The following is a 23,199-nucleotide window of genomic DNA, read 5'->3' on the forward strand; positions in this document are numbered from 1 at the left end:
ATGGTTCCTTCTGAATAATCGCATTCAGAATTTTCGGCGTGCGTGCTACGCCTTCTGTAAACAGTGGAAAGTCTGCACAATGTTTCACACTCTCGCAATAAGACTAACTAACCAAAAGTGTCAGATTCGTAACATAAAACTGTCATTTGGGAATTATCTTAACCGGAATTGCTAATAGGACGATATTTTATACTGTTATTTCAGGGCGATGCTCAGTGGCATGACGAACGGAGGTGCGGCTTAGGGGGGAATATTGTCAATACATTGACGGGAAGGCACGTCTTTTCCAGAGAACCAGAGCAGACCGATAAGAAAAAGAATACGGGCGCGAAATTGCGTTCACGCCCGTATCAGAAGGATGTCAGTCGTTGCGGATTAATGCAGTTTGAGACGCGGGCGTATCACCCGGTTGATGCCACCGACCAGCATCATCAAGCCCGTTTTAACATAGCCGTGCAGCGCAACCTGGTGCATACGATAGAGGGAGATGTAAACGAAGCGAGCAATCCGCCCTTCTACCATCACTGAACCCCGCATCAGGTTCCCCATCAGGCTACCTACCGTACTGAATTTAGACAGCGAAACTAGCGAGCCGTGATCTTTGTAGACGTAAGACTTCAGCGCCTGTCCGTTCAACAACGCGATGATGTTGCTGTGACAGCGTGATGCCATCTGGTGAGCCGCCTGCGCACGCGGTGGCACGAAACCGCCGCCTTCCTGCGGGCAGGATGCACAGTCGCCGATGGCGAAAATGTTAGGATCGCGTGTCGTCTGCAACGTAGGTTCAACGACAAGCTGATTGATCCGGTTGGTTTCCAGACCGGCAATGTCTTTCATTGCATCCGGCGCTTTGATTCCTGCCGCCCAAACCATCAGGTCGGCTTCGATAAATTCGCCGTCCTTCGTATTCAGACCGCCGCTTTCCGCGCTGGTTACCATGGTTTTCGTCAGCACGCGGACGCCAATATTATTCAGCTCATGGTGTGCTGCCGCTGAAATGCGCGGCGGAAGCGCTGGCAAAATACGTTCGCCCGCTTCAACCAGCGTCACATTCAGTGTTTGGTTATCCAGTCCGTCAAAACCATAGCTGTGCAGCTGTTTCACCGCGTTATGCAATTCCGCAGACAGCTCGACGCCAGTCGCTCCACCGCCCACAATCGCAATATTTACTCGCTCTTTTTCGTCCTGATTTGCTGTGAATTTCAGGAACAAATTCAGCATTTCATTATGGAAGCGACGGGCTTGTTTTGGATTATCCAGGAAAATACAGTGATCTTTCACGCCCGGCGTGCCGAAGTCATTTGAAGCGCTGCCTAAGGCAACTACCAAAATGTCATACGGAATGCGGCGCGCCGCAACCAGTACGTCGCCTTGATCATCACACACTTCGGCCAGTTGAATCTGCTGCTGTTCACGATCGATATCCGTCAGCATCCCCAGTTGGAACTGGAAATGGTGATTGCGGGCGTGCGCCAGGTAGCTCAGCGCATCCATATCGTCGTCCAGCGAACCGGTCGCGACTTCGTGCAGCAATGGTTTCCACAGGTGGCTGTGGTTACGATCCACCAGCGTAATGTCCGCTTTTTTCTTGCGTCCTAACTTGTGGCCCAAACTCGTTGCGAGTTCAAGTCCGCCAGCTCCCCCGCCGACAATGACAATTTTTTTGGTTGGTGATGTCAAAATGACCCCCTAAAATGTGAACCAATCGTTAATAAAGAGTAAAAAATAATATCCTTATATAACATAGGGTTCGCGTAAGTTAAGCCTGATATCTGCTGCAAGAATAGCACGCTAGGTTATTTGGTCATACCAAAATTGATATATATCAATTTATTTTGCGGCGCGGGTTTTTACCGAGAAAATTCCATCTTTATTTCAGTGAATTAGCGGAAGTCTGTCTGAAGGGAAAATGCTGAATCGTGCGCCTATGCGCGTCTGTACGAACTAAGGAAAGTAAATAAATAACGTCACTCCTCCTGATATCCCTCTCAAACAGGGACATCAGAAGAAACATCCGCAGCCATTAACACCGCACGCTAACCGAGCGTTTTGAAGGCTTTTATGCGCTGTAAATGGGGGGAGATACTTTTGAATTTATGCGTCTGGATATCGTCCCAAACAATCTCATAATATTCTCCCAGCGCTTGCGCACTGCGCTGGCTGTCGAGCATCTCATCCTGACGGGAAAGCATAACCATGCAGCGATCGCGGTTTTTTTCACGAAAATTCGCGACACACTTCGTGGCGATATCCAGATATTCTTCCGGTCGATCAATTTTCCCGCTCATATTTTCCTGCGGGAAAAGGTTCGGATTGACGATAACTTGTCGTATATCACACAGAAAACCGACCCGTTCAGCCCAAAAACAGCCCAACCCCACGCCACAAATCAGCGGACGATCGTCATTAGAATGCTGAATCATCTTATCCACCTGCTTTAGCAGATGTTGCATATCATGACGCGGATGCAGCGTGCTGTAGCTAATCAGCCGTACATCTTCATCGATAAACTGAAGCTGCAAGACTTTTTCATGGTTACCGGGGCTGGTCGAGTCAAAACCGTGTAAATAGATAATCATCTTTTATCCTCACCACTGACTAGGTTGCCTATTTCTCACCATTTTTATATCCGTCATACTTCAAGCTGCTTGTGCGTTGGCAATACTCGGCTCATCTCTGAGCCTCGCCCTGAAGGGCCGCCGCAAGCGGCGTTCAAATTGGCTAAGCCAATTTGTCCTTACTCACCCCAGTCACTTACCTAAGTAAGCTCCAGGGGATTCGCGCAGTTGCCGCGTTACAAGGCCCATAAATGAGCCTCGCCCTAGAGGGCCAACGCTTTGGCGTTGTTCAAAACGCTAGCGTTTTGTCACGCAACTCGAATTATTTAGGATATATGCGCCTGCCAGCGCTCACTGAGTGAGGTGAGCGCCTGATTTGCCTGCTTCCAACGCGACGAATCCAGCAGTTCCCGACGAGAAAACGAACCCTGATGATATAAGCGCGTTAGTTGCTCCGCTTTGACCGGGGACAGGTTATCCAGCACGCTGACCGCTCCTTCACGATGATTGCAAACCAGAATCATGTCACATCCCGCCTGCAACGCGGCCTGCGCCCGCTCTGGGTAACTTCCCATTACAGCCGCACCTTCCATCGACAGATCGTCGGAGAAAATGATGCCATCAAAGCCTAACTCTTCACGCAGTACTGTTTTAAGCCAGTAGGGAGAACCGCTGGCGGGACGCGGATCGGCCTCGGTGTAAATCACATGGGCAGGCATGATCGCATCCAACTGTTGACGTTGGATCAGCTCTTTAAAAATCAGCATATCGTGTGCGCGAATCTCCGCAAGCGGACGCGGATCGCGCGGTGTTTCTTTATGTGAATCGGCGCTGACCGCACCGTGACCGGGGAAATGCTTACCCGTGACTTTCATGCCTGCACTGTGCATACCGCGAATAAAGCTCTGCGCTACAGCCAACGCAGTGTCTGGCTGTTCGTGAAACGAACGCTCGCCAATCGCCGCACTCTGGTGACCGATATCCAGCACGGGTGCAAAGCTAATGTCGATATCCATCGCGATCATTTCTGCCGCCATCAACCAGCCGCCCTCTTCCGCCAACCGTTGGGCTTCTGGCATGCTATTTAATGCAGCAAACGCCTGCGCGGCAGGCAAACGGGTAAATCCATCACGAAAACGCTGAACGCGCCCGCCTTCCTGATCCACAGAAACCACGAGACGCTCGCGCGACGCCGCGCGGATTTGGCGCACTAATTCACGTAACTGCGCCGCATCATGAAAATTACGTGTGAACAGAATAACGCCGCCAACGAGCGGGTGTTCCAGCACTTCACGATCTTCTGCATCCAGCTCATAGCTGGCGACATCTAACATTACCGGACCCACAAAAACCTCATTCTTTAATAGTACTACTGAGTAAAATGACCACGACCACAAAAATCATACCGTCAGCCTGACTGTAGCCCATGGCCCAGTTGTAGCCGATGATAGAGTGCGGGAATTTCCGCTAAAAATTCTGGGTTCTTCGTTTGCTGCCAGCGTATTTCAAACCACATCAATACCAGATAATCGATCCAGGGGAACCACTGCATCATCTGTTGCTGAAGACGGCTCACGGAAAACCCTCGCCGATGCTGCTGGTAGCTCTGTAGAAAGTGCGTTTGCGCCATGCTTTCCATCTGACTGGCTCGGACAATGAACGCTAGCTCAAAAGCGATATCGCCATCTGAGGCATATTCCCAGTCGATCAGCATGGTTCCTTGCGGCGTAATCAGTAGATTCTCAGCATGTACATCCAGATGGAGGGGACCTAACGCCAAAGGCGTGGGTAACGCAGCACGTTGAAAATGATGGTGGGCACGCAACAATGCAGGCGAACGGCGGCACGGATCCATCAGTTGCCAATGTTGAGCGAATAATATTTTGAGATTGAGGGGATGACCGCTACGCGGCTGACGATGGAGCTGAGACAATACACGCGTCACTTCGCCATTAGCCAGCATCATCAGGAACTCATCTGAGGTGGCAATGCGCCCCGGCACCCACTCAACAATTAACCAGCCGTCACGCCACAGCAGCGGCCGTGGCGCGAGCCCTATCGCCGACGTCTGTCGCAGCAGAGCGAACTCTCGCTGACGGTCGACGCCCATTTTTCGCTCAACTGGCGACTGCCGGCGTGCAAGCCACTCAATGCCCGGCCCACGAATACGCCAGCTTTTACTACTTAGCCCCCCCACCAGCTCAAAGCGAATATCCGCCATCTCCACAGCAGGGAAATGTTTCTGGATCGTCGCCGTCAGCTGTTGCCGGATGCCCGCCTGTTTAATGCTGAACGGCGCCATTGCCTGACCAAACAATTTCGCCAGTCTGCACCAGCATCAATTGCATGTCGATTTGCGGTGATTTCACATCACCACTGACGTCGCTATATAGCACATACTGCGCGCTGACATAACGCGCCAGACCAATAGCCTTGCTGCGCGATCCTAAGCTGTCATCAACCGACAGACCTAACGTTTGTTTCGCAGCAGCCAATTGCTCACGTGGCACCAGCGTAAAGGCCTTGCCGGAAGATAGTGCGTTGTACAACGCACTTGTCGCTTTCGCTATCGGCAATGAACCATTGGTGTTGTTTTTCACGCTATCCACTAGCAGTATGCTGCCCGGTGTAACGCCATCGGCTTGCAGCATCTGTGCCACCAACGGATTGATGCTGGCTTCCCAGTTCAACGTCTGGATTTTAGGCGGTTGTGGTACAGATTCCCCCGGCGGCGGCGTTGGCGTGGTTGGCACTTGAGGCTCAACCGGCTCAATGGTCGCAGGCGGTTCAGTCGGTTCCGGCGGACGGCTTGGGCACCCTGTCAGTACCAACGCTGCCAGTATCACCCCTAGATACTTTTTCATATTTTCTCTCTCAGCACACCATTACAAAAACAGATGAAGACGAACCTGACGCGCATTAGGATTGCTACGCGTTGAAAAAACCGTCATTTCCGTCTGTGGCGGGATTTCAATGGACTGCACCTCTTCAAAAGGCAGCACGTCCAACCCGTTTTCATCATACCAATAGAAACGGTAATGCACGGTCACCGCATGTGAAGCATCGTTGCTGACAGCGGAAGAAGCCCGCAGTCTGCCATTTTCCGAATCCAGCGACGGATTCCCCGCCGTAATGCCAGCGGATAGCACGGGAGCATCCAATACCAGCGTTTGTCGCTCATTGATAGTCAGCACCTTTGGCGAACTACAGCCCGCTATCAGTCCCAGCATCAGACACGAAAACAGAAAAATCGTCGGGTTACGCATGGTTTACTCGCATGATGGTTTTCTCACCTGATTGTCTAACCATGGCCATCGAACTTAGCTCTACAGGATCTAGTTCGCCAGCAAAGGCCCTAATGCACGGCCACCAAGTAGATGCATATGGATGTGATAAACTTCCTGCCCACCGTGTCGGTTGCAGTTAATAATCAGGCGATAGCCGTCTTCTGCAATGCCTTCCTGCTGCGCAATTTTACCCGCGACCGTCACCATACGTCCCAGCGCCGCTTCATGCTCTGGCGCCGTGTCGTTAACGGTTGGGATTAATACATTCGGGATAATCAGAATATGGGTTGGCGTGCGGGGCGCGATATCACGGAAAGCGGTGACCAGTTCATCCTGATACACGATATCGGCAGGAATTTCCCGGCGGATGATTTTACTAAAGATGGTTTCTTCAGCCATGATTGATTTCCTTGTTAAAGCTGGCGTTGAACGACGTCATGTAGGCAGTATGAGTGACATATTCCATTTCTTTCAACCTTCTTCGTCTATTTCTGGTGCAGGTGGTCAAAATACGACACGCAGAAAAAATCTGTCTGTACCGAACACTGCCACGCTATCACCACGGCGGCAAGGGTTTGACGCCGCTTAGCGAATGCCCATCGCGTCCCTTCCTTTGTCAGTTAACCGACTGCGGCGTTCTCACCAACATTAACAACAGGATGCAAACCAGCAAAGCCGCGCCTAAGTTGTAGAGCATTCCCACGACAAAGGCAGAAATGTATTGATCCGCTTGTGTAACAGCGTCATCGCCTGTCGCCAGCGCGGTGCCAAACAAGATGCCAACCACTGCCACACCCAACGCCGCCCCAACCTGCTGAACCGTCGAGATCACGCCCGATGCCATACCGGCCTTAGCTTCATTTACAAAGCCCAAAACCAGATTCAGTAGCGGCGTCATGATAAAACCTTGACCTGCACCAAGCACCACCAGCACAGGAATCAGCCATGCGGCCACCAGATTCGCTCCCGCTAGCTGCACTTGCATAATCAACAGCCCGATGGAAACGGCATAAACTAACGCCCCCGCGACGATGGCTGGCATACCCCAGCGGGCAACCAGGCGCGGTGCAGCCAGCGATGCCAGAACGAAGCCCACGCTACAAGGTGCGAAAATACTACCGGCGAGAAAGGGATCGAGCCCCAACCCAACTTGCACCAGCAGAGCAAAACACAAGAAAAATGAGCTGGATGTGGAATACACCAGCAGCACCAGCAACACGCCCAACAGGAACCGACGCTGCACGAGCAGACGCATATCAACCAACGGAAGATGCCCCGCCAGTTGTCGCCGTTCCTGCTGGTGATAAAAAACTGTCAGAAGGATAGTCGCAGCAGCCAGCATCCACAGACTCCATGCAGGCCAGCCTTGTCCCGGTCCTTCGATCAGCAGCACCAGCAGCAACGTCAACCCAATGCTAACCAGCGCCACACCCGCCCAATCCAGCGAAGGGCGCAGCGGCGTACGGGATTCAGGAATAAATCGTGCTACCGCGATAGCTAACAGACCAATAGGAACATTGATAAGGAAGATGCTACGCCAGCTCAATCCGAATAGGTTGGCATGCACCAGCCATCCACCCAGTACCTGACCCGCGATAGCGGCTAGCCCCAGCGTCATCCCCAGCAGACCGAAGGCACGGCGACTATCGTTCCCATCGAAATTGACGCGGATAGAGGCATAAACCTGTGGGAATAGTAGCGCGGCCGCGAGTCCCTGCAAGATGCGTGCGCTAATCAGAAATTCTGCGTTGGGCGCTAAGCCACACAACGCAGAAGCAATCGTAAATCCAGCCATGCCCACAACAAACAGGCGACGTCGCCCAAATATATCTCCCAATCGGCCACCCGTAATCAGCAGCACACCGAAAGCCAGTTCGTAACCCGCAACGATAAAGCCGATCTGCGCGAAGCTGGCACCCAAGTCGGCCTGCATGCTGGGGATGGCAACATTGACCACGAACAGATCGAAGATCGTAACAAAGCCCGCCATGAGCAGCACAGACAGACCGAGCCAAGGCGGACTATTGGCCGTCGTCGTTACAGCCGAAGCACGATAAGTTGAGTTCATGTTGTCTATCCTTGTGTATCGCGAATTTATGTATCAAGAGTCATCACGCCATCATTCTCAAACCTCTTTTAAACGATTACAATTTAACAACTTATGCTATTACTAAAAGTAACTCGGTAAACGATGAGAACATTGGAGAGAACTCGCCACGATCTGGCGGCCTTTTTGCGCGCGCACCGCGAACGGGTGTCACCCGCTGATGTAGGTTTGCCCAGTGGTGGAAGACGGCGCACGCCGGGGCTGCGACGCGAAGAAGTGGCCGCACTGGCCGGGGTCGGCCTGACCTGGTATACCTGGCTCGAACAAGGACGCGACATTGGTGTGTCAGCAGCCTTTTTGGACAGCCTGGCACGGGTGCTCAAACTTGATGCGGCCGAACGTCGCCATCTGTACCTGCTGGCACATGAACGGCCACCTGTCGAGCCGGGTAAGACGTGGTGCGTGGTTCCACCACTGGTACGGCGTCTAATGCACGATCTGGCCCCGCATTCAGCTTACATACTCAATCTGCGCTGGGACGTACTGGCCTTTAATGAACCGGCGAACCAGTTTTTCGGCTTTGACGCGCATCCCTCCGAGAGACGTAACCTGCTCTGGCTCTTGTTTACCGATCCGTTCGATTTGTCGGCTGGGAGAAACAAGCACCACAAATGTTGTCGAGTTTTCGCCGCGATTTCGCTCGCGCAACGCAGGAGGCTGATATTCATGAGCTAGTGGATGAACTGGAACAAGTGTCGCCAGACTTCAAAATGTGGTGGCGTCAGCATGATGTGCATGCGCCGTGCAGTGGGGTTCGCCAACTGATGATTGAGGGCAAGCCTGAAGCCTTCGAGCACACGTCGCTGACCATCGATGAAGATCGGCATCTGCGCCTGGTGGTTTATGCTCGGCAATCTCAAGGAGAGGAATGATGTGACACTGGTGCGACACCAGTAAACCAGTTATGCGGCAGGATTACTCACGTTACAGAAGCAGATTAAAGCCCGTCGTTCAGCGCAAGTTTTCTTGAAAATGACTCAACACTGACCATAAAAAAAGGGGCTTTCGCCCCTTTCTGCAACTCCCCAACAACGCATCAGTGATTACGGATGTAGTCGTCCATATCGGTTTTCAGGTTATCGGATTTCGTACCGAAAATTGCCTGAACGCCGGAACCTGCCACAACCACACCTGCTGCACCCAGTTTTTTCAGGCCAGCCTGATCAACTTTAGCCACATCGCCTACGCTAACGCGCAGACGGGTGATGCATGCATCCAGGTTAGTGATGTTTTCTTTACCACCAAACGCGCTAACCAGAGCGGCAGCCATTTCGGTGCTGTCCTGCGACGTTTGCTCAGATGAACTATCTTCACGACCCGGCGTTTTCAGGTTCAGCTTGGCAATCAGAACGCGGAAGATGGTGTAGTAAATCAACGCATAGCACAGACCCACAATCGGGAACAGCCACAGGTTGCTACCGTTGCCGCTCAGTACCACGAAGTCGATCAGACCGTGAGAGAAGCTTGTACCATCACGCATACCCAACAGGATACAGATTGGGAACGCCAGACCCGCCAGAATCGCATGGATCACATACAGGATTGGCGCAACAAACATGAATGAGAACTCAATTGGCTCAGTGATACCCGTCAGGAACGAGGTCAACGCCGCAGAGATCATGATACCGCCCACTTTCGCGCGGTTTTCTGGTTTAGCCGAATGCCAGATAGCAATAGCAGCAGCTGGCAGACCGTACATTTTAAACAGGAAGCCGCCAGACAATTTACCCGCAGTCGGGTCACCAGCAATGTAACGCGGGATATCGCCGTGGAAAATCTGACCAGCAGCATTGGTGAACTCACCCACTTGCATCTGGAAAGGTACGTTCCAAATATGGTGCAGACCAAACGGCACCAGAGAACGTTCAACAACCCCGTAGATACCGAATGCCAACATCGGGTTCTCATTCGCTGCCCAGTGAGAGAATACCTGGATAGCGCTACCAACCGGTGGCCATATGAAAGACAACACCGTACCGATAATGATTGCCGTCAGGCCGGAAATAATCGGCACAAAGCGTTTACCAGCAAAGAAGCCCAGATACTCAGGCAGTTGAATGCGGTAGAAGCGGTTAAACATATACGCGGCAATCGAACCGGCAATGATCCCGCCCAGAACACCAGTATCCGCCAGATGCTTCGCAGTAATCTCGGCAGCCGGTAGATTAAGAACCAGCGGCGCAATTGCGGCCATGGTTTTCACCATGATGCCATAAGCCACTACCGCCGCCAGTGCGGAAACACCGTCGTTATTAGTGAAGCCCAGGGCAACACCGATAGCAAAAATCAGCGGCATGTTGGCAAACACCGAATCACCGGCCTGTGCCATGACGCTTGAGACAATTGTAGGCAACCAGCTAAAATTGGCCGAACCGACACCCAGCAGAATACCTGCGATAGGGAGTACGGATACGGGCAGCATTAGCGACTTACCTACTTTTTGCAGGTTTGCGAATGCATTCTTGAACATAATTGAGTGTGCTCCTGAGTAATAGTGCTTTTACTTCTGATACTTCATCTATAAGCAAAGGTGGGGAGGATGGCCTTTGCGAGTTGGGGTGTCTTAGCCCCCTTTAATTTTTACGCAGAGTAAAATAAATAGCGTTCACAATGTTTGATTGCTATCACGTTTCCACAAGCCAACAGGCTGAGAACGAACAGATATTGCACTTTTTTGTGATATATCGCTAAAAAACACGTCCCCCTGAAGAGGAAAAACCTGATCAAGGGGATTGTCGGGCGCTATTAATTACACGGGTAAAAAAAACTCGGCTATTCTCAGCCACTATTGTGCTGCGGTCAACCGAGCCGGATCGATGTGAAACAGGCGGGAAAAGTTTTCTGTTGTGGCAGCTGCGAGGGTTTCCAACGATGTACCTTTCACTACGGCAAGGTATTCCGCGACATCACGCACATACGCAGGCTGGTTTTCCTGACCTCTGAACGGGACAGGCGCTAGCCAAGGGGAATCTGTCTCAATCAACATCCGATCCAGCGGCACATAACGTGCTACGTCACGTAATTCCTCTGCATTACGAAACGTCACGATCCCAGAAAACGAGATGTAGAATCCCATATCCAGCAAGGCTTTTGCCGTGATCAAATCTTCCGTAAAGCAGTGCAGAACACCACTGCATTTCTCCGCATGTTCGTCACGCAAAATCGCCAGCGTATCTTCACGAGCAGAACGCGTATGCACGATAACGGGCTTGTTCAGGTCATTGCCAATACGAATATGTTCGCAAAACGATTCCTGCTGCTGGGCTTTCGTCTCCTGCTGATAGAAATAATCCAGCCCCGTTTCCCCCATCGCCACCACACGGCTAGCACAGGCTAACTCACGCAGTTCGGCATAATCATAAGGGGCTTCCTGATTGAGGGGATGAACACCGCAGGAAAACGCCACGTTATCGCGCTCACCGATTAACTCCACCATGGCTCGATAACCGGGCAGCGTTGTCGCCACCGCCAGAAGGAAACCGACATCACGGAGTTTCGCTTTCTCCAGCACATCGGAGACATCTTTATGCAATGACTGATAATCCAGACCGTCAAGATGACAGTGGGAATCCACTAACAACATGATATTTACTCGATAGTAATTAAACAGAAAAGGGATGGCTGTCGCGCTTAACCGACGAGGCAAACGTGCGTTCGCCATCAAGCAGGCGTTCCGTCAGCAGCAGTTCGCGATTCACACCGGTGACGGTCAGTAATTTTTGTCGGCAAGCCAGCCACTGTTGCAGCTCATACTGTAAATGCGCAGACGGTTCGCGCGCCAGACGCTCAACCAGTTCGATCTGATCTTGATTCACCAAATGCTCGCTAGCACCCTGTTGCCATTTCATGGCATCCAGCAGTAGCGCGGACAGCCAGTGAATTCTCACATCCGCATCGTCATGATTCAGTTGCGGTATCAATGAAAGCTGATCCCGTGAAGTCATCGCAGCAGAAAATGCCTGGCACAGTCCGCTACGCTGCTTCCAGCGTTCTGGCTGCAATAATGCTTCGGCCGCAAGCGGTGCGCCCGATTGCAATCTCAATGCCGTACGCAATGCTTTACTATCATGACGATGGCGCGTATTCAGCCACAGGATACTCTGCGTCTCATTCGGCACATCCAGATAGTGATACAGGCAACGACTGCGTAAAGTGGCTAACAACCGAGCTGGCTCACGGCAGCCCAATAAAAAGAAGGTATTTTTGGGGGGTTCTTCCAGCGTTTTCAGTAGAGCGTTCGCTGCCGCTTCTGTCAGTTGCTCAGCGGAAGCCAGCCAGATCACTTTTGCTCCGCCCTGTCGGGAATGTTGGTACACCTTTTCCACGACGTCACGCACCGGATCGACGCCCAGACTATGTTTGCCTTTCTCCGGGCTCAGCACATGCCAATCTGGGTGTGTTCCCGCCGTCATCAAATTACAAGAGTGACACTGGCCGCAGCTTTTCATGCCGTCAGGTCGCTGGCAGATCAACCAGCGGCTCAGCGCATAAATAAGCGATTCATCGCCCATGCCCGGCAGCGCATGCAACAACACCGCATGGTGGCCTCTGCCAGCCTGATATTGACCAATAAGCTGCCGATAAGAGGCATTCAGCCACGGATACCAGTCCATCAGAACTGTCCCTGCTCAACAGGCTGCAATCCTTGTTGCTGCAACCACTGTTGTAACGTGGCCTGAATATCCGCACTGACGGCATCAATAGATTGTGATGCATCGATCGTCAGGATGCGGTCATCCTCCGCAGCCAATTCCTGATAGCGGGAGCGGGTACGATCAAAGAAAGCCAACGACTCCTGCTCGATTCTATCCAGCTCGCCGCGTTGACGCGCGCGCTGCAAACCGATGGCTGGCGGTAAATCAAGATAGAGCGTCAGGTCAGGGCGAAAATCGCCCAGCACGGTGTCACGCAGCGAGCGCAGCAGTTGCTGATCGATCCCACGTCCACCGCCTTGATAAGCCTGTGAAGAGAGATCGTGACGATCGCCGATAACCCATTTCCCATCTGCCAGCGCAGGTTTGATGACGTTATCTACCAGTTGCACTCTGGCCGCGTAGAGCATCAAAACTTCCGCTTTGTCGGTAACCTTCTCATCGGCCATACCTTGCTTGATGAGTTCACGTAACTTCTCAGCCAGCGGCGTGCCGCCAGGCTCTCGAGTAAACATGACCTCTTTCACACCATGTGAATGCAGCGTTTCCACAACAATATTGCGCGCACTGGTTTTCCCTGCGCCTTCCAATCCTTCAATGACGATAAATTTACTGTTCATCCCGTTCCTTTAACGCTGAGCGGTATACCTTTACAGCACGATTATGGTCTGCAAGGTTAGTGGTAAAACTGTGTCCGCCTTTTCCATCCGCCACGAAATACAGATACGACGTTTTGGCTGGATGCGCAGCCGCATCCAATGACGCTTTCCCCGGCATTGCGATCGGCGTCGGCGGCAAGCCGGAGATGACATACGTATTGTAAGGCGTCGGCGTATCTAATGCTTTACGGGTTATCACGCCTTTATAGTCATCCCCCATGCCATAAATCACCGTGGGATCAGTTTGCAGCCGCATACCAAGCCGTAAGCGATTGATAAAAACGGAAGCGACCTGCGTACGTTCTTCATTGATTGCTGTTTCTTTTTCAATGATTGACGCCATCGTCAGCAACTCGTCTGGTGTCTTATACGGTAAGCCTTCTTCACGCCCTTTCCATACGTCATCCACCGTTTTTTTCATACGCTGGTGCGCACGCTGCAACAGGGCGCTATCGCTCGTACCGGCAGTGTATGAATAGGTGTCAGGATAAAACCAGCCTTCCGGGTTCGCCTTATCGTTGATTTCCAACTGAGTGACGATGTCCTGTTCCGTTTTATCGGCCAGTACATGCTTGATATAAGGTGCCTGCTGCAATGTGACGATCCACTCTTTTAGACGGGAACCTTCGACAAAGCGGATGGTGAATTGCGCTTCTTTTCCGCTGGACAGCAAGGCCAACATCTCGCGTACGCTCATTCCTGCTGTAAAGCGATATGTACCCGCCTTGAATTTTGCCAATTCGGGTTCGATACGCAGCAGCCACGGAAAAAACGCGCCATCGGTGATAATTTTTTGATCGAGAAGTAGCGTTTCCAGCCCTTCTCTTCCCGTACCGGCCGGAAGCGTGAAAATAGTTTCTTTTTCGATAGCCAATGGAGAACCAGCAAAACGCTGCATTTTCTGCCACGCTACCAGCAGCATCAGGACAACAGCGGCAATAATCAGCAACCCAATTTTCTTTTTCTTCATAAATCAACCATCTACTAGCAGTCAGAACTCAGGAATTGATAAAGCTCTCGGGAGTGGTAACACCAGACATGCGCCTGATTCACGGGGACTATCGGCATTAATGCATTACAAATCAGCACTTCATCCGCATCTGCCAGTGTAGTAACAGGCTCACTGACGATCTGTAGCTCGAAACCAGACTCTGCCAGCAAGGCAATCATATGTTGTCGAGCAACACCATCCACACCTGACTGAGATAAATCCGGCGTATAGACCCGATGTCCCTTACGCCAGAATAAATTAGCGGCACAGCATTCCACTAGCGCACCTGAGGTGTCAAGCACGAGGGTCTCCTCGGCTGAGGTCTGGTCAAGATGCGCACGAATCAACACTTGTTCAAGCCGATTCAAATGTTTTATTCCCGCCAGCAGCGGGTTTCTCGCTAACGTCACAGGGCTCAAACTCAGGCTAATCCCCTGCTCACGCCAGACGGCATACTGTGCAGGATAATCTGCCTGCATGACTATTCGGGTTGGTTGCACACAACCTTGCGCACTATAACCACGCCCGCCGACTCCACGCGTTAGCATGACTTTCACTACGCCGCTCGATCGTCCCTGCGCTGCCCCGACCATTTCAACGTGCAGATCTTCCCAGTCAACGGCAGGAAATAATAGGCGTGTAGCAGCCTGTTGCAACCGTGCGATATGTCGATCGAGCCAGACAATCTCGCCATCACATATTCTGGCGGTCGTAAAACAGCCGTCACCATACTGTGTACCCCGATCGAGTACCGAGAGCTGTTCCTGTAATTGACCATTAATCCACAGCATAATAAGCTCCGCGTCATTCATCGCCGTCAGCTTGCCAGTAAAGCGGCATCGCACACAAGCAGGCGAGTCTGATTTTATTCAGGCAAAAAAAAACCCGGAAACCGGGTTTTTTATAGACGCTATTGCAATCAAACTTTACGGAAGATCAGAGAACCGTTGGTTCCACCGAAACCGAAAGAGTTGCAGAGTACGTATTCCAGATCGCTGACCTGACGCGCCTCATGCGGCACAAAATCCAGATCGCAGCCTTCATCTGGGTTATCCAGGTTGAGCGTTGGCGGAACAGCCTGATCGCGCAGAGCAAGAATACTGAAGATGGACTCCACTGCGCCTGCCGCACCGAGCAAGTGACCCGTCATGGATTTTGTCGAACTCACCAGTACACGACTGGCATCTGCTCCAAATACGGATTTCACTGCCTGTGTTTCGGCTTTATCACCCGCCGGCGTAGAGGTGCCATGCGCGTTGATATAACCGATCTGGCTCGTTGACACACCAGCATCACGCAGTGCGTTTTCCATCGCCAGCGCTGCGCCTGAACCATCCTCCGGCGGAGACGTCATATGATACGCGTCGCTGCTCATGCCAAATCCAACAATTTCTGCATAGATTTTCGCACCGCGCTTTTTCGCGTGCTCATATTCTTCCAGCACCATGAGGCCAGCACCGTCACCCAGCACAAATCCATCACGATCTTTATCCCACGGACGGCTTGCCGCCTGAGGATTATCATTACGTGTTGACAGCGCACGAGCAGCACCGAATCCACCAACACCTAATGGCGTACTGGCTTTTTCTGCACCACCGGCCAACATCACATCCGCATCATTGTAGGCAATGATACGTGCTGCCTGGCCAATATTGTGCACGCCAGACGTACAGGCCGTAGCGATAGATATACTCGGGCCACGCAGTCCGAACATAATAGTAAGATGCCCAGCCACCATATTAACGATGGTTGATGGCACGAAGAACGGACTGATTTTACGAGGGCCGCCGTTCACCAGCGCAGTGTGGTTATCTTCAATAAGACCCAGACCGCCGATGCCGGAACCAATCGCCGCACCGATGCGCGGGGCGTTTTCTTCCGTTACTTCCAAACCAGAGTCCTGCATAGCCTGAACGCCAGCAGCAACACCGTATTGAATAAAGGCATCCATTTTGCGAGCTTCTTTACGCGAAATGAATTCCTCAGAATTAAAATTCTTTACTAAGCCAGCAAAACGCGTTGCGTAGGCACTAGTATCGAAATGGTCGATCAGGCTGATACCACTCTGACCGGCAAGAAGAGCACTCCAGGTAGACTCAACTGTATTGCCGACAGGAGATAACATGCCCAGTCCGGTCACAACTACTCGACGCTTAGACACGCTTATCCTCCAGGGAGGGAAAAAAAAGACACTGCGGGACAAAAAAACTTAGGCGGTCGAATGACCGCCTAGATATGTTCGCTTACTGCTGGTTAGCCTGAATGAAATCAATGGCTGCTTGAACAGTCGTGATTTTTTCAGCTTCTTCGTCTGGAATCTCAGTATCAAATTCTTCTTCCAGAGCCATTACCAGCTCAACAGTGTCAAGAGAATCAGCGCCGAGGTCATCAACGAAAGAAGCATTGTTTACGACTTCTTCCTGCTTAACACCAAGCTGTTCAACGATGATTTTCTTAACGCGTTCTTCGATAGTGCTCATACTCTTAAATTTCCTATCAAAACTCGCTTTCGCGATGGTTTTCGTAGTGTATAAAATGTTTGAAAAGATGCAACAAAATCTCGGCTGGTCGAACCACGATTTTGTGCTATTTTGCGGTTATCACCGCAAATAAAGCAAATAGTTTTCGAGCTTTTTAGATCATATACATGCCGCCGTTGACATGCAATGTTTCGCCAGTAATGTAAGCAGCTTCATCAGAGGCTAAAAATACAACAGCACTGGCGATTTCTTTAGCATCACCGAGTCGGTTAGCTGGAACCGACGTCAAAATGCCTGCTCGCTGTTCTTCTGTCAATGCCTGAGTCATATCTGTTTCGATAAAACCAGGCGCGACCACGTTAACCGTAATACCACGAGAAGCTACTTCACGCGCGAGGGATTTGCTGAACCCAATCAGCCCCGCCTTCGCTGCAGCGTAGTTAGCTTGTCCTGCATTGCCCATCGTTCCCACAACGGAACCGATGGTAATGATACGGCCAAAACGTTTCTTCATCATGGCACGCATAACCGCTTTAGACATACGGAATACCGAGGTCAAATTGGTATCCAGAATATCGTGCCATTCATCATCTTTCATACGCATCAGCAGGTTATCACGGGTGATACCGGCGTTATTGATAAGAATATCAATTTCCCCGAATTCCGCGCGAATTTCGGCTAACACGCTTTCTACTGACGCTGCATCAGCAACATTCAGCATATAACCTTTACCGTTCTCACCCAGCCAACTGCTGATAGCTTCAGCACCTTTTTCGCTGGTTGCGGTACCAATGACTTTTGCCCCGCGGGCAACCAACGTCTCGGCGATGGCACGCCCTATACCACGGCTTGCACCGGTAACCAGTGCAATTTTCCCTTCAAAACTCATTGTCTTCTCCGTTCTTATTTCTCAATCGCCGCTGATAGAGAAGCAGGATCGTTCACCGCTGCTGCTGTCAGAGTATCGACGATTCGTTTGGTTAAGCCAGTCAATACTTTACCCGGCCCGACTTCTAACAGTGATTCAACGCCCTGAGAAGCCATGAATGCAACACAGTCAGTCCAGCGCACTGGGCAATAAAGTTGGCGTACCAATGCATCACGAATGGCTTCTGGTGTGGTTTCGATGCTTGCATCAACATTATTTACCACTGGGATGACCGGAGAATTAAAGGTCACGGATTCCAGCGCCACAGCAAGCTTCTTCGCAGCGGGTTCCATCAACGCGCAGTGTGACGGAACGCTGACAGGCAACGGCAGCGCGCGCTTCGCACCTGCCGCTTTACACGCAGCACCAGCACGCTCAACGGCGTCTTTATTACCTGCAATCACGACCTGACCCGGTGAGTTGAAGTTTACCGGCGATACCACCTGCCCCTGAGCGGATTCTTCACACGCCTTGGCAATCGCATCGTTATCAAGGCCGATAATGGCATACATAGCGCCAGTGCCTTCCGGCACCGCTTCTTGCATCAGTTTGCCACGCAATTCAACCAGACGAACAGCCTGTTGGAAATCCAGAACACCCGCGCAAACCAGCGCAGAATACTCACCGAGGCTATGGCCAGACATCAACGCAGGCGTTTTTCCTCCCTGCTGCTGCCAGGCACGCCAGATAGCAACAGAAGCGGTCAGTAATGCAGGCTGTGTCTGCCAGGTTTTATTCAACTCTTCAGCAGGCCCTTGCTGGGTAAGCTGCCACAAGTCATAACCTAACACTTCAGAAGCCTGAGCAAACGTTTCGGTGACGATCGGGTGTTCTGCCGCAAGTTCAGCCAACATTCCTACCGTCTGCGATCCCTGACCGGGAAACACCATTGCAAATTGCGTCATATCACAATCCTGTTTAATTAAAAACGAACCAGCGCGGAACCCCAGGTAAAGCCGCCACCGAAGGCTTCAAGCAGCACTAGCTGCCCTGGTTTAATACGCCCATCGCGCACGGCTTCATCAAGCGCTGAAGGTACGGAAGCGGCGGAGGTATTACCATGACGATCGAGCGTCACAACCACCTTGTCCATCCCCATACCCAGCTTTTTCGCCGTGGCACTGATGATGCGCAGGTTAGCCTGATGAGGCACCAGCCAGTCTAATTCACTTTTGTCCAGTTGAGCCGCTTGCAGCGTTTCTTCAACAATGTGTGCCAGTTCAGTCACTGCCACTTTGAAGACTTCATTACCTGCCATCGTCAGGTAAGCAGGCGTATCCTTGTGGTTACGATCCTGATGTGGCAACGTCAGCAAATCGCCATAGCGGCCATCGGCATGCAGATGAGTGGAAAGAATACCCGGTTGCTCTGATGTTGTTAACAACACGGCACCAGCGCCGTCACCAAAAAGAATCAGCGTACCGCGATCTTCAGGATCCAATGTACGAGACAATGCGTCGGAACCGATCACCAGTGCGTATTTCACCGCACCACTTTTAACGTATTGATCGGCAACGCTCAGCGCATAGGTAAAACCTGCACAGGCCGCGGCCAGATCGAAAGCAATGGTATCTTTGATCCCTAATAACTGCTGAACCTGACAGGCTGAGCTAGGGAAAGCATGACTTGATGATGTTGTAGCAACGATAAGAAGGCCGACCTCAGAAGCATCGACATTCGCCATTTCCAGCGCTTTCTGCGCGGCACGGTATCCCATGGTCGCAACGTTTTCATTCGGCGCAGCAATACGGCGCTCACGGATTCCAGTACGTGTGACGATCCATTCGTCCGTCGTTTCCACCATCTTTTCTAAATCAGCGTTTGTCCTGATTTCTTCAGGCAGGTAGCTGCCCGTTCCGATTATTTTTGTATACATGTACGCTTAGTCACTCTTGGGTAATACCGCTTCTAGACGAGCGGCAATCCGCTCGGGAAGCTGCCGCCGTACCGTCTGCATTGCCTGTTCAATAGCAACCGCAAACGCTCTCTGGTTTGCTGCACCATGGCTTTTGATTACAGTTCCCCGTAATCCTAGCAGGCATGCGCCATTATATTGATCGGGATTCAAATGACCGAAACGCTTTGATAAGCGTTTTTGTAACAAACGCCCCAGCCATTTCAACCACCAAGACCGCTTTTGTTTTTGCTCTGGGCCTAAAGCCGGAGACTTCAGGAGTGACAGGAACATCCTTACCACGCCTTCCACTGTTTTCAGTGTGACATTACCCACAAAGCCGTCACAGACCATCACATCCGTTTTCCCCGTCAGCAGATCGTTGCCTTCCAGGTAACCGATATAATTTATTGATGGTGCCTCTTTTAGCTGTGCCGATGCTTCACGGATAGTGCTCAGCCCTTTGCTTTCTTCTTCACCGATATTCAACAACGCGACCCGAGGATTAGTCAGTCCCAGCACTTCTTCTGCCATCACAGATCCCATCACGGCAAACTGGACCAGCATCGTACTATCACAGTCAACATTCGCTCCCAGATCCAACACGACTGTTTTTCCGTGTTGCTGGTGAGGTAATACTGACACCAACGCCGGTCGCTCAATTCCGTCCAGTGGCTTAATCAGGAGCTTGGCCAGCCCCATGAGTGCCCCTGTATTGCCCGCGCTCACGCAGGCCTGTGCCCTACCGTCTTTAATCAACTCAAGCGCGATGCGCATTGAGGTACCACGGCTCGCACGAATAGCCTGCGATGGCCTCGCATCACTAGCAATAACCGACTCCGCCGGAACAACTTCTAAGCGGGAGAGTAAATCAGAATCGACTTTGGCAAGTAATGGAGTGATCGCAGCAGGATCGCCGACTAATAACAAATTGAGAGCTGGATTAGAAGCCAGTGCCTGCAATGCAGCAGGCACTGTTACGCAGGGACCAAAATCCCCGCCCATCGCATCTAACGCCAGAGTTAGGCGTGTCAAGGTATTGCCTTGCAAATAATTCGCAAGAATTACTTAGCAATAACCTTGCGACCGCGGTAGTAACCATCCGCAGTGATGTGGTGACGCAGGTGAGTTTCGCCAGAAACTTTATCTACGGATACAGAAGAGGTAGTCAGCGCATCATGTGAACGACGCATACCACGTTTGGAACGGCTAGGTTTGTTTTGTTGTACGGCCATGGACCTTACTCCTTAATTACTTACGCTTTAAACTGGCTAATACGGCAAATGGATTTGGTTTTTCCGCCTCTGCAGGCAGTTGACCAAAAACCATGTCCGCTTCGGACACTTCACAGTGTTCAGAATCATGCACCGGGGCGATAGGCAACATCAGAATAATTTCATCTTCAATCATTGCCAGCAGATCGACTTCGCCAAACTCACTAACGCCGATCGGCTCATACGCTTCCGGTAACGCTTCGGCCTGCTCATCATTGACGACCGGGCTGAAACAGAATGTCGCATGGACTTGATGTTCAAACGGCTTCCCGCAACGCTGACACATCAGTGTGACCGTAACGTCAGCGTTACCGTCAATCACCGCCAGACGCTGATTATCAATATTGAAAGATAAAGAGGCCTGAACATCACTATCCACACTCACCACTGACTCGGCAACACGCTCTACTTGTTCAGCCGAATAGACACCAACGTAATCTAAACGCTTCTGAGCAGTGCGGACCGCATCAAGGGTTAGGGGTAATTTTACCTTTTGCATAGGGCGCGCATATTAACGTCGTAACGACATAGAGTCAAAGAAAAAGGCAGTGATGCACCGCCTTTCACCAATATTCGCTTCCAGAGCGGCGCATAGTTTAAAATGCCTTTCATCATTACGCTACGGTTTATCAAAAAATTATGCAGCAGATCGTTCTTGCCTCAACCTCACCTTACCGCCAAGCCTTATTGGAAAAGCTGACAGTACCCTTTGTCTGCGCGTCGCCAGACATCGATGAAACCCCTCGCGCTGGCGAAGATGCCATCGATCTCGTGATCCGCCTTGCTGAAAGTAAAGCGCGAGCGTTAGCCGCACACTACCCCAATCATTTGATTATTGGTTCCGATCAAGTGTGCGTATTGGGGAATTCCATTACGGGAAAACCGCATAATAAGATTAACGCAACACGGCAATTACAGCAGGCCAGCGGAAAATGCGTTTCCTTCTTTACCGGTTTAGCACTGTTTAATAGCGCAACTCAGTCAATGCAGAGCATCGCAGAACCCTTTGATGTGCATTTTCGCACACTAACGGAAGCAGAAATCGACGGCTATCTGGAGAAAGAACAACCATGGAACTGCGCAGGGAGTTTTAAAAGCGAAGGATTGGGCATTACCCTTTTTGAACGGTTATCTGGGCGAGATCCTAATACATTGATTGGATTGCCACTGATCGCGCTGACGCAGATGCTGCAAAAGGAAGGCCTGAACCCATTGACGGTGTGAAATGAATCGGGATAGCTCGATGGAGCGCTATCCCGATAGATAAAACATGCACGATATGAGTCGTTAAATCTTTGTCTTACGCAAAACCTGTAGGCAGCGGCGTAACTTATCATCCAACGGCGCTTCGACTCTCAACGTCTCGCCAGTATTTGGGTGCTCAAAACGCAGCGCCTGTGCATGCAGAAATAGACGCTTTAAACCCGTACCTGTCAGTTGCTGATCGAACTCACGATCGCCGTAACGGTCATCAAACGCGATCGGATGTCCGGCATACTGGGCGTGCACACGAATTTGATGTGTACGTCCGGTAACAGGGCTTGCCCTCACCAGCGTCGCGTGTTCAAAACGTTCTTCTATCTTAAAACGTGTTTCTGACGGTTTACCTTCGCTGTTTACCCGTACGATGCGTTCACCGCTTTGCAGGATATTTTTCAACAGCGGCGCCTGAACGACCTTGCAGTGGGACTGCCACTGGCCGCGAACCAGCGCCAGATAGTCTTTTTGCATACCTTTCAACCGCAGCTGTTCATGCAGAGAACGCAACGCCGAACGTTTTTTGGCTACCAGCAAAACACCAGAAGTATCGCGATCAAGGCGGTGTACTAGCTCCAAAAAACGCGCTTCCGGGCGTAAAGCGCGCAGCCCTTCAATCACGCCGAAGCTTAGACCACTGCCGCCGTGCACCGCAGTGCCTGAAGGCTTATTCAGCACCAACAGGTAGTCATCTTCATAAATAATACATTCGGCCAGCGCTGCTACTTTGCCAAGACTGGCAGAAACAGGTGTTTCATCGCGTTCTGCCTGTCGAACCGGCGGAATACGGATAACATCACCGTCGAGTAATTTATACTCCGGCTTGACCCGTTTCTTATTTATCCTTACCTCACCTTTTCGCAAGATTCGGTAAACCATGCTTTTAGGCACACCCTTTAAGTAGGTATGCAAAAAATTATCGATACGTTGCCCCGCTTCATCTGCGGAGATCGTCACAAATTGTACTGAAGGATTATCTGTTTTCATGATGCGCGATTCTAATTAGAGCAACCCGATAGCGCCACTTCTTTTTCTGTGCTTAACTGTGTGTCTGACTTATGAAGATATTGTTGCACTATCGGATGAGTAACGGGTGAGTGCGCTGTAGCATC

Annotated in this window: 24 protein-coding genes and 1 pseudogene; 2 read left to right on the plus strand and 23 right to left on the minus strand. The window is 51.3% G+C overall.

Annotated features, from left to right (window positions below; genetic code table 11):
• Positions 1–375: 375 nt before the first annotated feature.
• The 8 genes from A0G03_RS19530 to A0G03_RS19565 all read right to left on the minus strand — a co-directional run bounded on the left by A0G03_RS19530 (position 376) and on the right by A0G03_RS19565 (position 7,913).
• Complete coding sequence (locus tag A0G03_RS19530) at positions 376–1,680, minus strand: NAD(P)/FAD-dependent oxidoreductase (protein ID WP_048259702.1); 1,305 nt, start codon at positions 1,678–1,680, stop codon at positions 376–378.
• 356 nt (positions 1,681–2,036) lie between these two features.
• Positions 2,037–2,579 (minus strand): alpha/beta hydrolase YcfP, encoded by a 543-nt coding sequence (gene ycfP / locus A0G03_RS19535; RefSeq protein WP_048259701.1) that lies wholly within the window; start codon positions 2,577–2,579, stop codon positions 2,037–2,039.
• A 305-nt stretch (positions 2,580–2,884) separates the two neighbouring features.
• Positions 2,885–3,904: a beta-N-acetylhexosaminidase gene (nagZ, locus tag A0G03_RS19540; protein ID WP_072062014.1), complete on the minus strand. Its 1,020-nt coding sequence runs from the start codon at positions 3,902–3,904 to the stop codon at positions 2,885–2,887.
• Positions 3,905–3,966: 62 nt separating this feature from the next.
• Positions 3,967–4,860 carry a thiamine kinase gene (gene thiK, locus A0G03_RS19545; RefSeq protein ID WP_048259699.1) on the minus strand — a complete coding sequence of 298 codons (894 nt, stop codon included), beginning with the start codon at positions 4,858–4,860 and terminating at the stop codon, positions 3,967–3,969.
• Positions 4,841–5,422, minus strand: a complete 582-nt coding sequence (gene lpoB, locus A0G03_RS19550) for a penicillin-binding protein activator LpoB (protein WP_048259698.1) — start codon at positions 5,420–5,422, stop codon at positions 4,841–4,843. The genes thiK and lpoB overlap by 20 nt, the downstream gene beginning before the upstream one ends.
• A 21-nt stretch (positions 5,423–5,443) precedes the next feature.
• Positions 5,444–5,824 (minus strand): YcfL family putative periplasmic lipoprotein, encoded by a 381-nt coding sequence (locus A0G03_RS19555; RefSeq protein ID WP_048259697.1) that lies wholly within the window; start codon positions 5,822–5,824, stop codon positions 5,444–5,446.
• A gap of 69 nt (positions 5,825–5,893) precedes the next feature.
• The gene (gene hinT / locus A0G03_RS19560) at positions 5,894–6,244 is read right to left on the minus strand and encodes a purine nucleoside phosphoramidase (RefSeq protein WP_010276226.1); all 351 of its coding nucleotides are present in this window, start codon (positions 6,242–6,244) and stop codon (positions 5,894–5,896) included.
• A gap of 217 nt (positions 6,245–6,461) precedes the next feature.
• Positions 6,462–7,913 carry an MFS transporter gene (locus tag A0G03_RS19565; RefSeq protein ID WP_048259696.1) on the minus strand — a complete coding sequence of 484 codons (1,452 nt, stop codon included), beginning with the start codon at positions 7,911–7,913 and terminating at the stop codon, positions 6,462–6,464.
• A 123-nt stretch (positions 7,914–8,036) separates the two neighbouring features.
• Here A0G03_RS19565 and A0G03_RS19570 point away from each other — a divergent pair.
• Positions 8,037–8,824: pseudogene (locus tag A0G03_RS19570) on the plus strand (helix-turn-helix transcriptional regulator).
• Between the two features lie 164 nt (positions 8,825–8,988).
• Here A0G03_RS19570 and ptsG read toward each other — a convergent pair.
• The 14 genes from ptsG to yceD form a co-directional block, all read right to left on the minus strand.
• On the minus strand, positions 8,989–10,422 hold the full coding sequence (ptsG, locus tag A0G03_RS19575) for a PTS glucose transporter subunit IIBC (RefSeq protein ID WP_048259695.1): 1,434 nt from the start codon (positions 10,420–10,422) through the stop codon (positions 8,989–8,991).
• A 315-nt stretch (positions 10,423–10,737) separates the two neighbouring features.
• On the minus strand, positions 10,738–11,535 hold the full coding sequence (locus A0G03_RS19580) for a metal-dependent hydrolase (protein ID WP_048259694.1): 798 nt from the start codon (positions 11,533–11,535) through the stop codon (positions 10,738–10,740).
• A gap of 19 nt (positions 11,536–11,554) precedes the next feature.
• Complete coding sequence (holB, locus tag A0G03_RS19585) at positions 11,555–12,565, minus strand: DNA polymerase III subunit delta' (RefSeq protein WP_048259693.1); 1,011 nt, start codon at positions 12,563–12,565, stop codon at positions 11,555–11,557.
• Positions 12,565–13,224, minus strand: coding sequence for a dTMP kinase (gene tmk / locus A0G03_RS19590; RefSeq protein WP_048259692.1), 660 nt, complete (start codon positions 13,222–13,224; stop codon positions 12,565–12,567). Before tmk ends, holB begins: the two co-directional genes overlap by 1 nt.
• Complete coding sequence (mltG, locus tag A0G03_RS19595) at positions 13,214–14,233, minus strand: endolytic transglycosylase MltG (protein WP_048259691.1); 1,020 nt, start codon at positions 14,231–14,233, stop codon at positions 13,214–13,216. The genes tmk and mltG overlap by 11 nt, the downstream gene beginning before the upstream one ends.
• Before the next feature lie 14 nt (positions 14,234–14,247).
• Positions 14,248–15,045: an aminodeoxychorismate lyase gene (gene pabC / locus A0G03_RS19600; protein ID WP_048259835.1), complete on the minus strand. Its 798-nt coding sequence runs from the start codon at positions 15,043–15,045 to the stop codon at positions 14,248–14,250.
• A gap of 128 nt (positions 15,046–15,173) precedes the next feature.
• The gene (fabF, locus tag A0G03_RS19605; RefSeq protein WP_048259690.1) at positions 15,174–16,415 is read right to left on the minus strand and encodes a beta-ketoacyl-ACP synthase II; all 1,242 of its coding nucleotides are present in this window, start codon (positions 16,413–16,415) and stop codon (positions 15,174–15,176) included.
• A gap of 82 nt (positions 16,416–16,497) precedes the next feature.
• Complete coding sequence (acpP, locus tag A0G03_RS19610; protein WP_005970506.1) at positions 16,498–16,734, minus strand: acyl carrier protein; 237 nt, start codon at positions 16,732–16,734, stop codon at positions 16,498–16,500.
• 154 nt (positions 16,735–16,888) lie between these two features.
• The gene (fabG, locus tag A0G03_RS19615) at positions 16,889–17,623 is read right to left on the minus strand and encodes a 3-oxoacyl-ACP reductase FabG (RefSeq protein WP_011093373.1); all 735 of its coding nucleotides are present in this window, start codon (positions 17,621–17,623) and stop codon (positions 16,889–16,891) included.
• Between the two features lie 14 nt (positions 17,624–17,637).
• Positions 17,638–18,567 (minus strand): ACP S-malonyltransferase, encoded by a 930-nt coding sequence (gene fabD, locus A0G03_RS19620; protein WP_048259689.1) that lies wholly within the window; start codon positions 18,565–18,567, stop codon positions 17,638–17,640.
• A gap of 17 nt (positions 18,568–18,584) precedes the next feature.
• A complete protein-coding gene (locus A0G03_RS19625) occupies positions 18,585–19,538 on the minus strand; it encodes a beta-ketoacyl-ACP synthase III (protein WP_048259688.1) in 954 nt (317 codons plus the stop codon).
• Positions 19,539–19,544: 6 nt separating this feature from the next.
• Positions 19,545–20,591 (minus strand): phosphate acyltransferase PlsX, encoded by a 1,047-nt coding sequence (plsX, locus tag A0G03_RS19630; protein ID WP_048259687.1) that lies wholly within the window; start codon positions 20,589–20,591, stop codon positions 19,545–19,547.
• A gap of 29 nt (positions 20,592–20,620) precedes the next feature.
• Positions 20,621–20,791 (minus strand): 50S ribosomal protein L32, encoded by a 171-nt coding sequence (gene rpmF, locus A0G03_RS19635; RefSeq protein ID WP_011093369.1) that lies wholly within the window; start codon positions 20,789–20,791, stop codon positions 20,621–20,623.
• A gap of 16 nt (positions 20,792–20,807) precedes the next feature.
• Positions 20,808–21,329: a 23S rRNA accumulation protein YceD gene (yceD, locus tag A0G03_RS19640; protein ID WP_048259686.1), complete on the minus strand. Its 522-nt coding sequence runs from the start codon at positions 21,327–21,329 to the stop codon at positions 20,808–20,810.
• A 140-nt stretch (positions 21,330–21,469) separates the two neighbouring features.
• Between yceD and A0G03_RS19645 the strand changes: the two genes are divergently transcribed.
• Complete coding sequence (locus tag A0G03_RS19645) at positions 21,470–22,054, plus strand: Maf family protein (protein WP_048259685.1); 585 nt, start codon at positions 21,470–21,472, stop codon at positions 22,052–22,054.
• A 63-nt stretch (positions 22,055–22,117) separates the two neighbouring features.
• Here the strand turns inward: A0G03_RS19645 and rluC are convergent, their stop codons facing one another.
• Positions 22,118–23,074, minus strand: coding sequence for a 23S rRNA pseudouridine(955/2504/2580) synthase RluC (gene rluC / locus A0G03_RS19650; protein WP_048259683.1), 957 nt, complete (start codon positions 23,072–23,074; stop codon positions 22,118–22,120).
• Positions 23,075–23,199: the final 125 nt, after the last annotated feature.

Source organism: Pectobacterium peruviense (assembly GCF_002847345.1).
Lineage (GTDB): Bacteria > Pseudomonadota > Gammaproteobacteria > Enterobacterales > Enterobacteriaceae > Pectobacterium > Pectobacterium peruviense.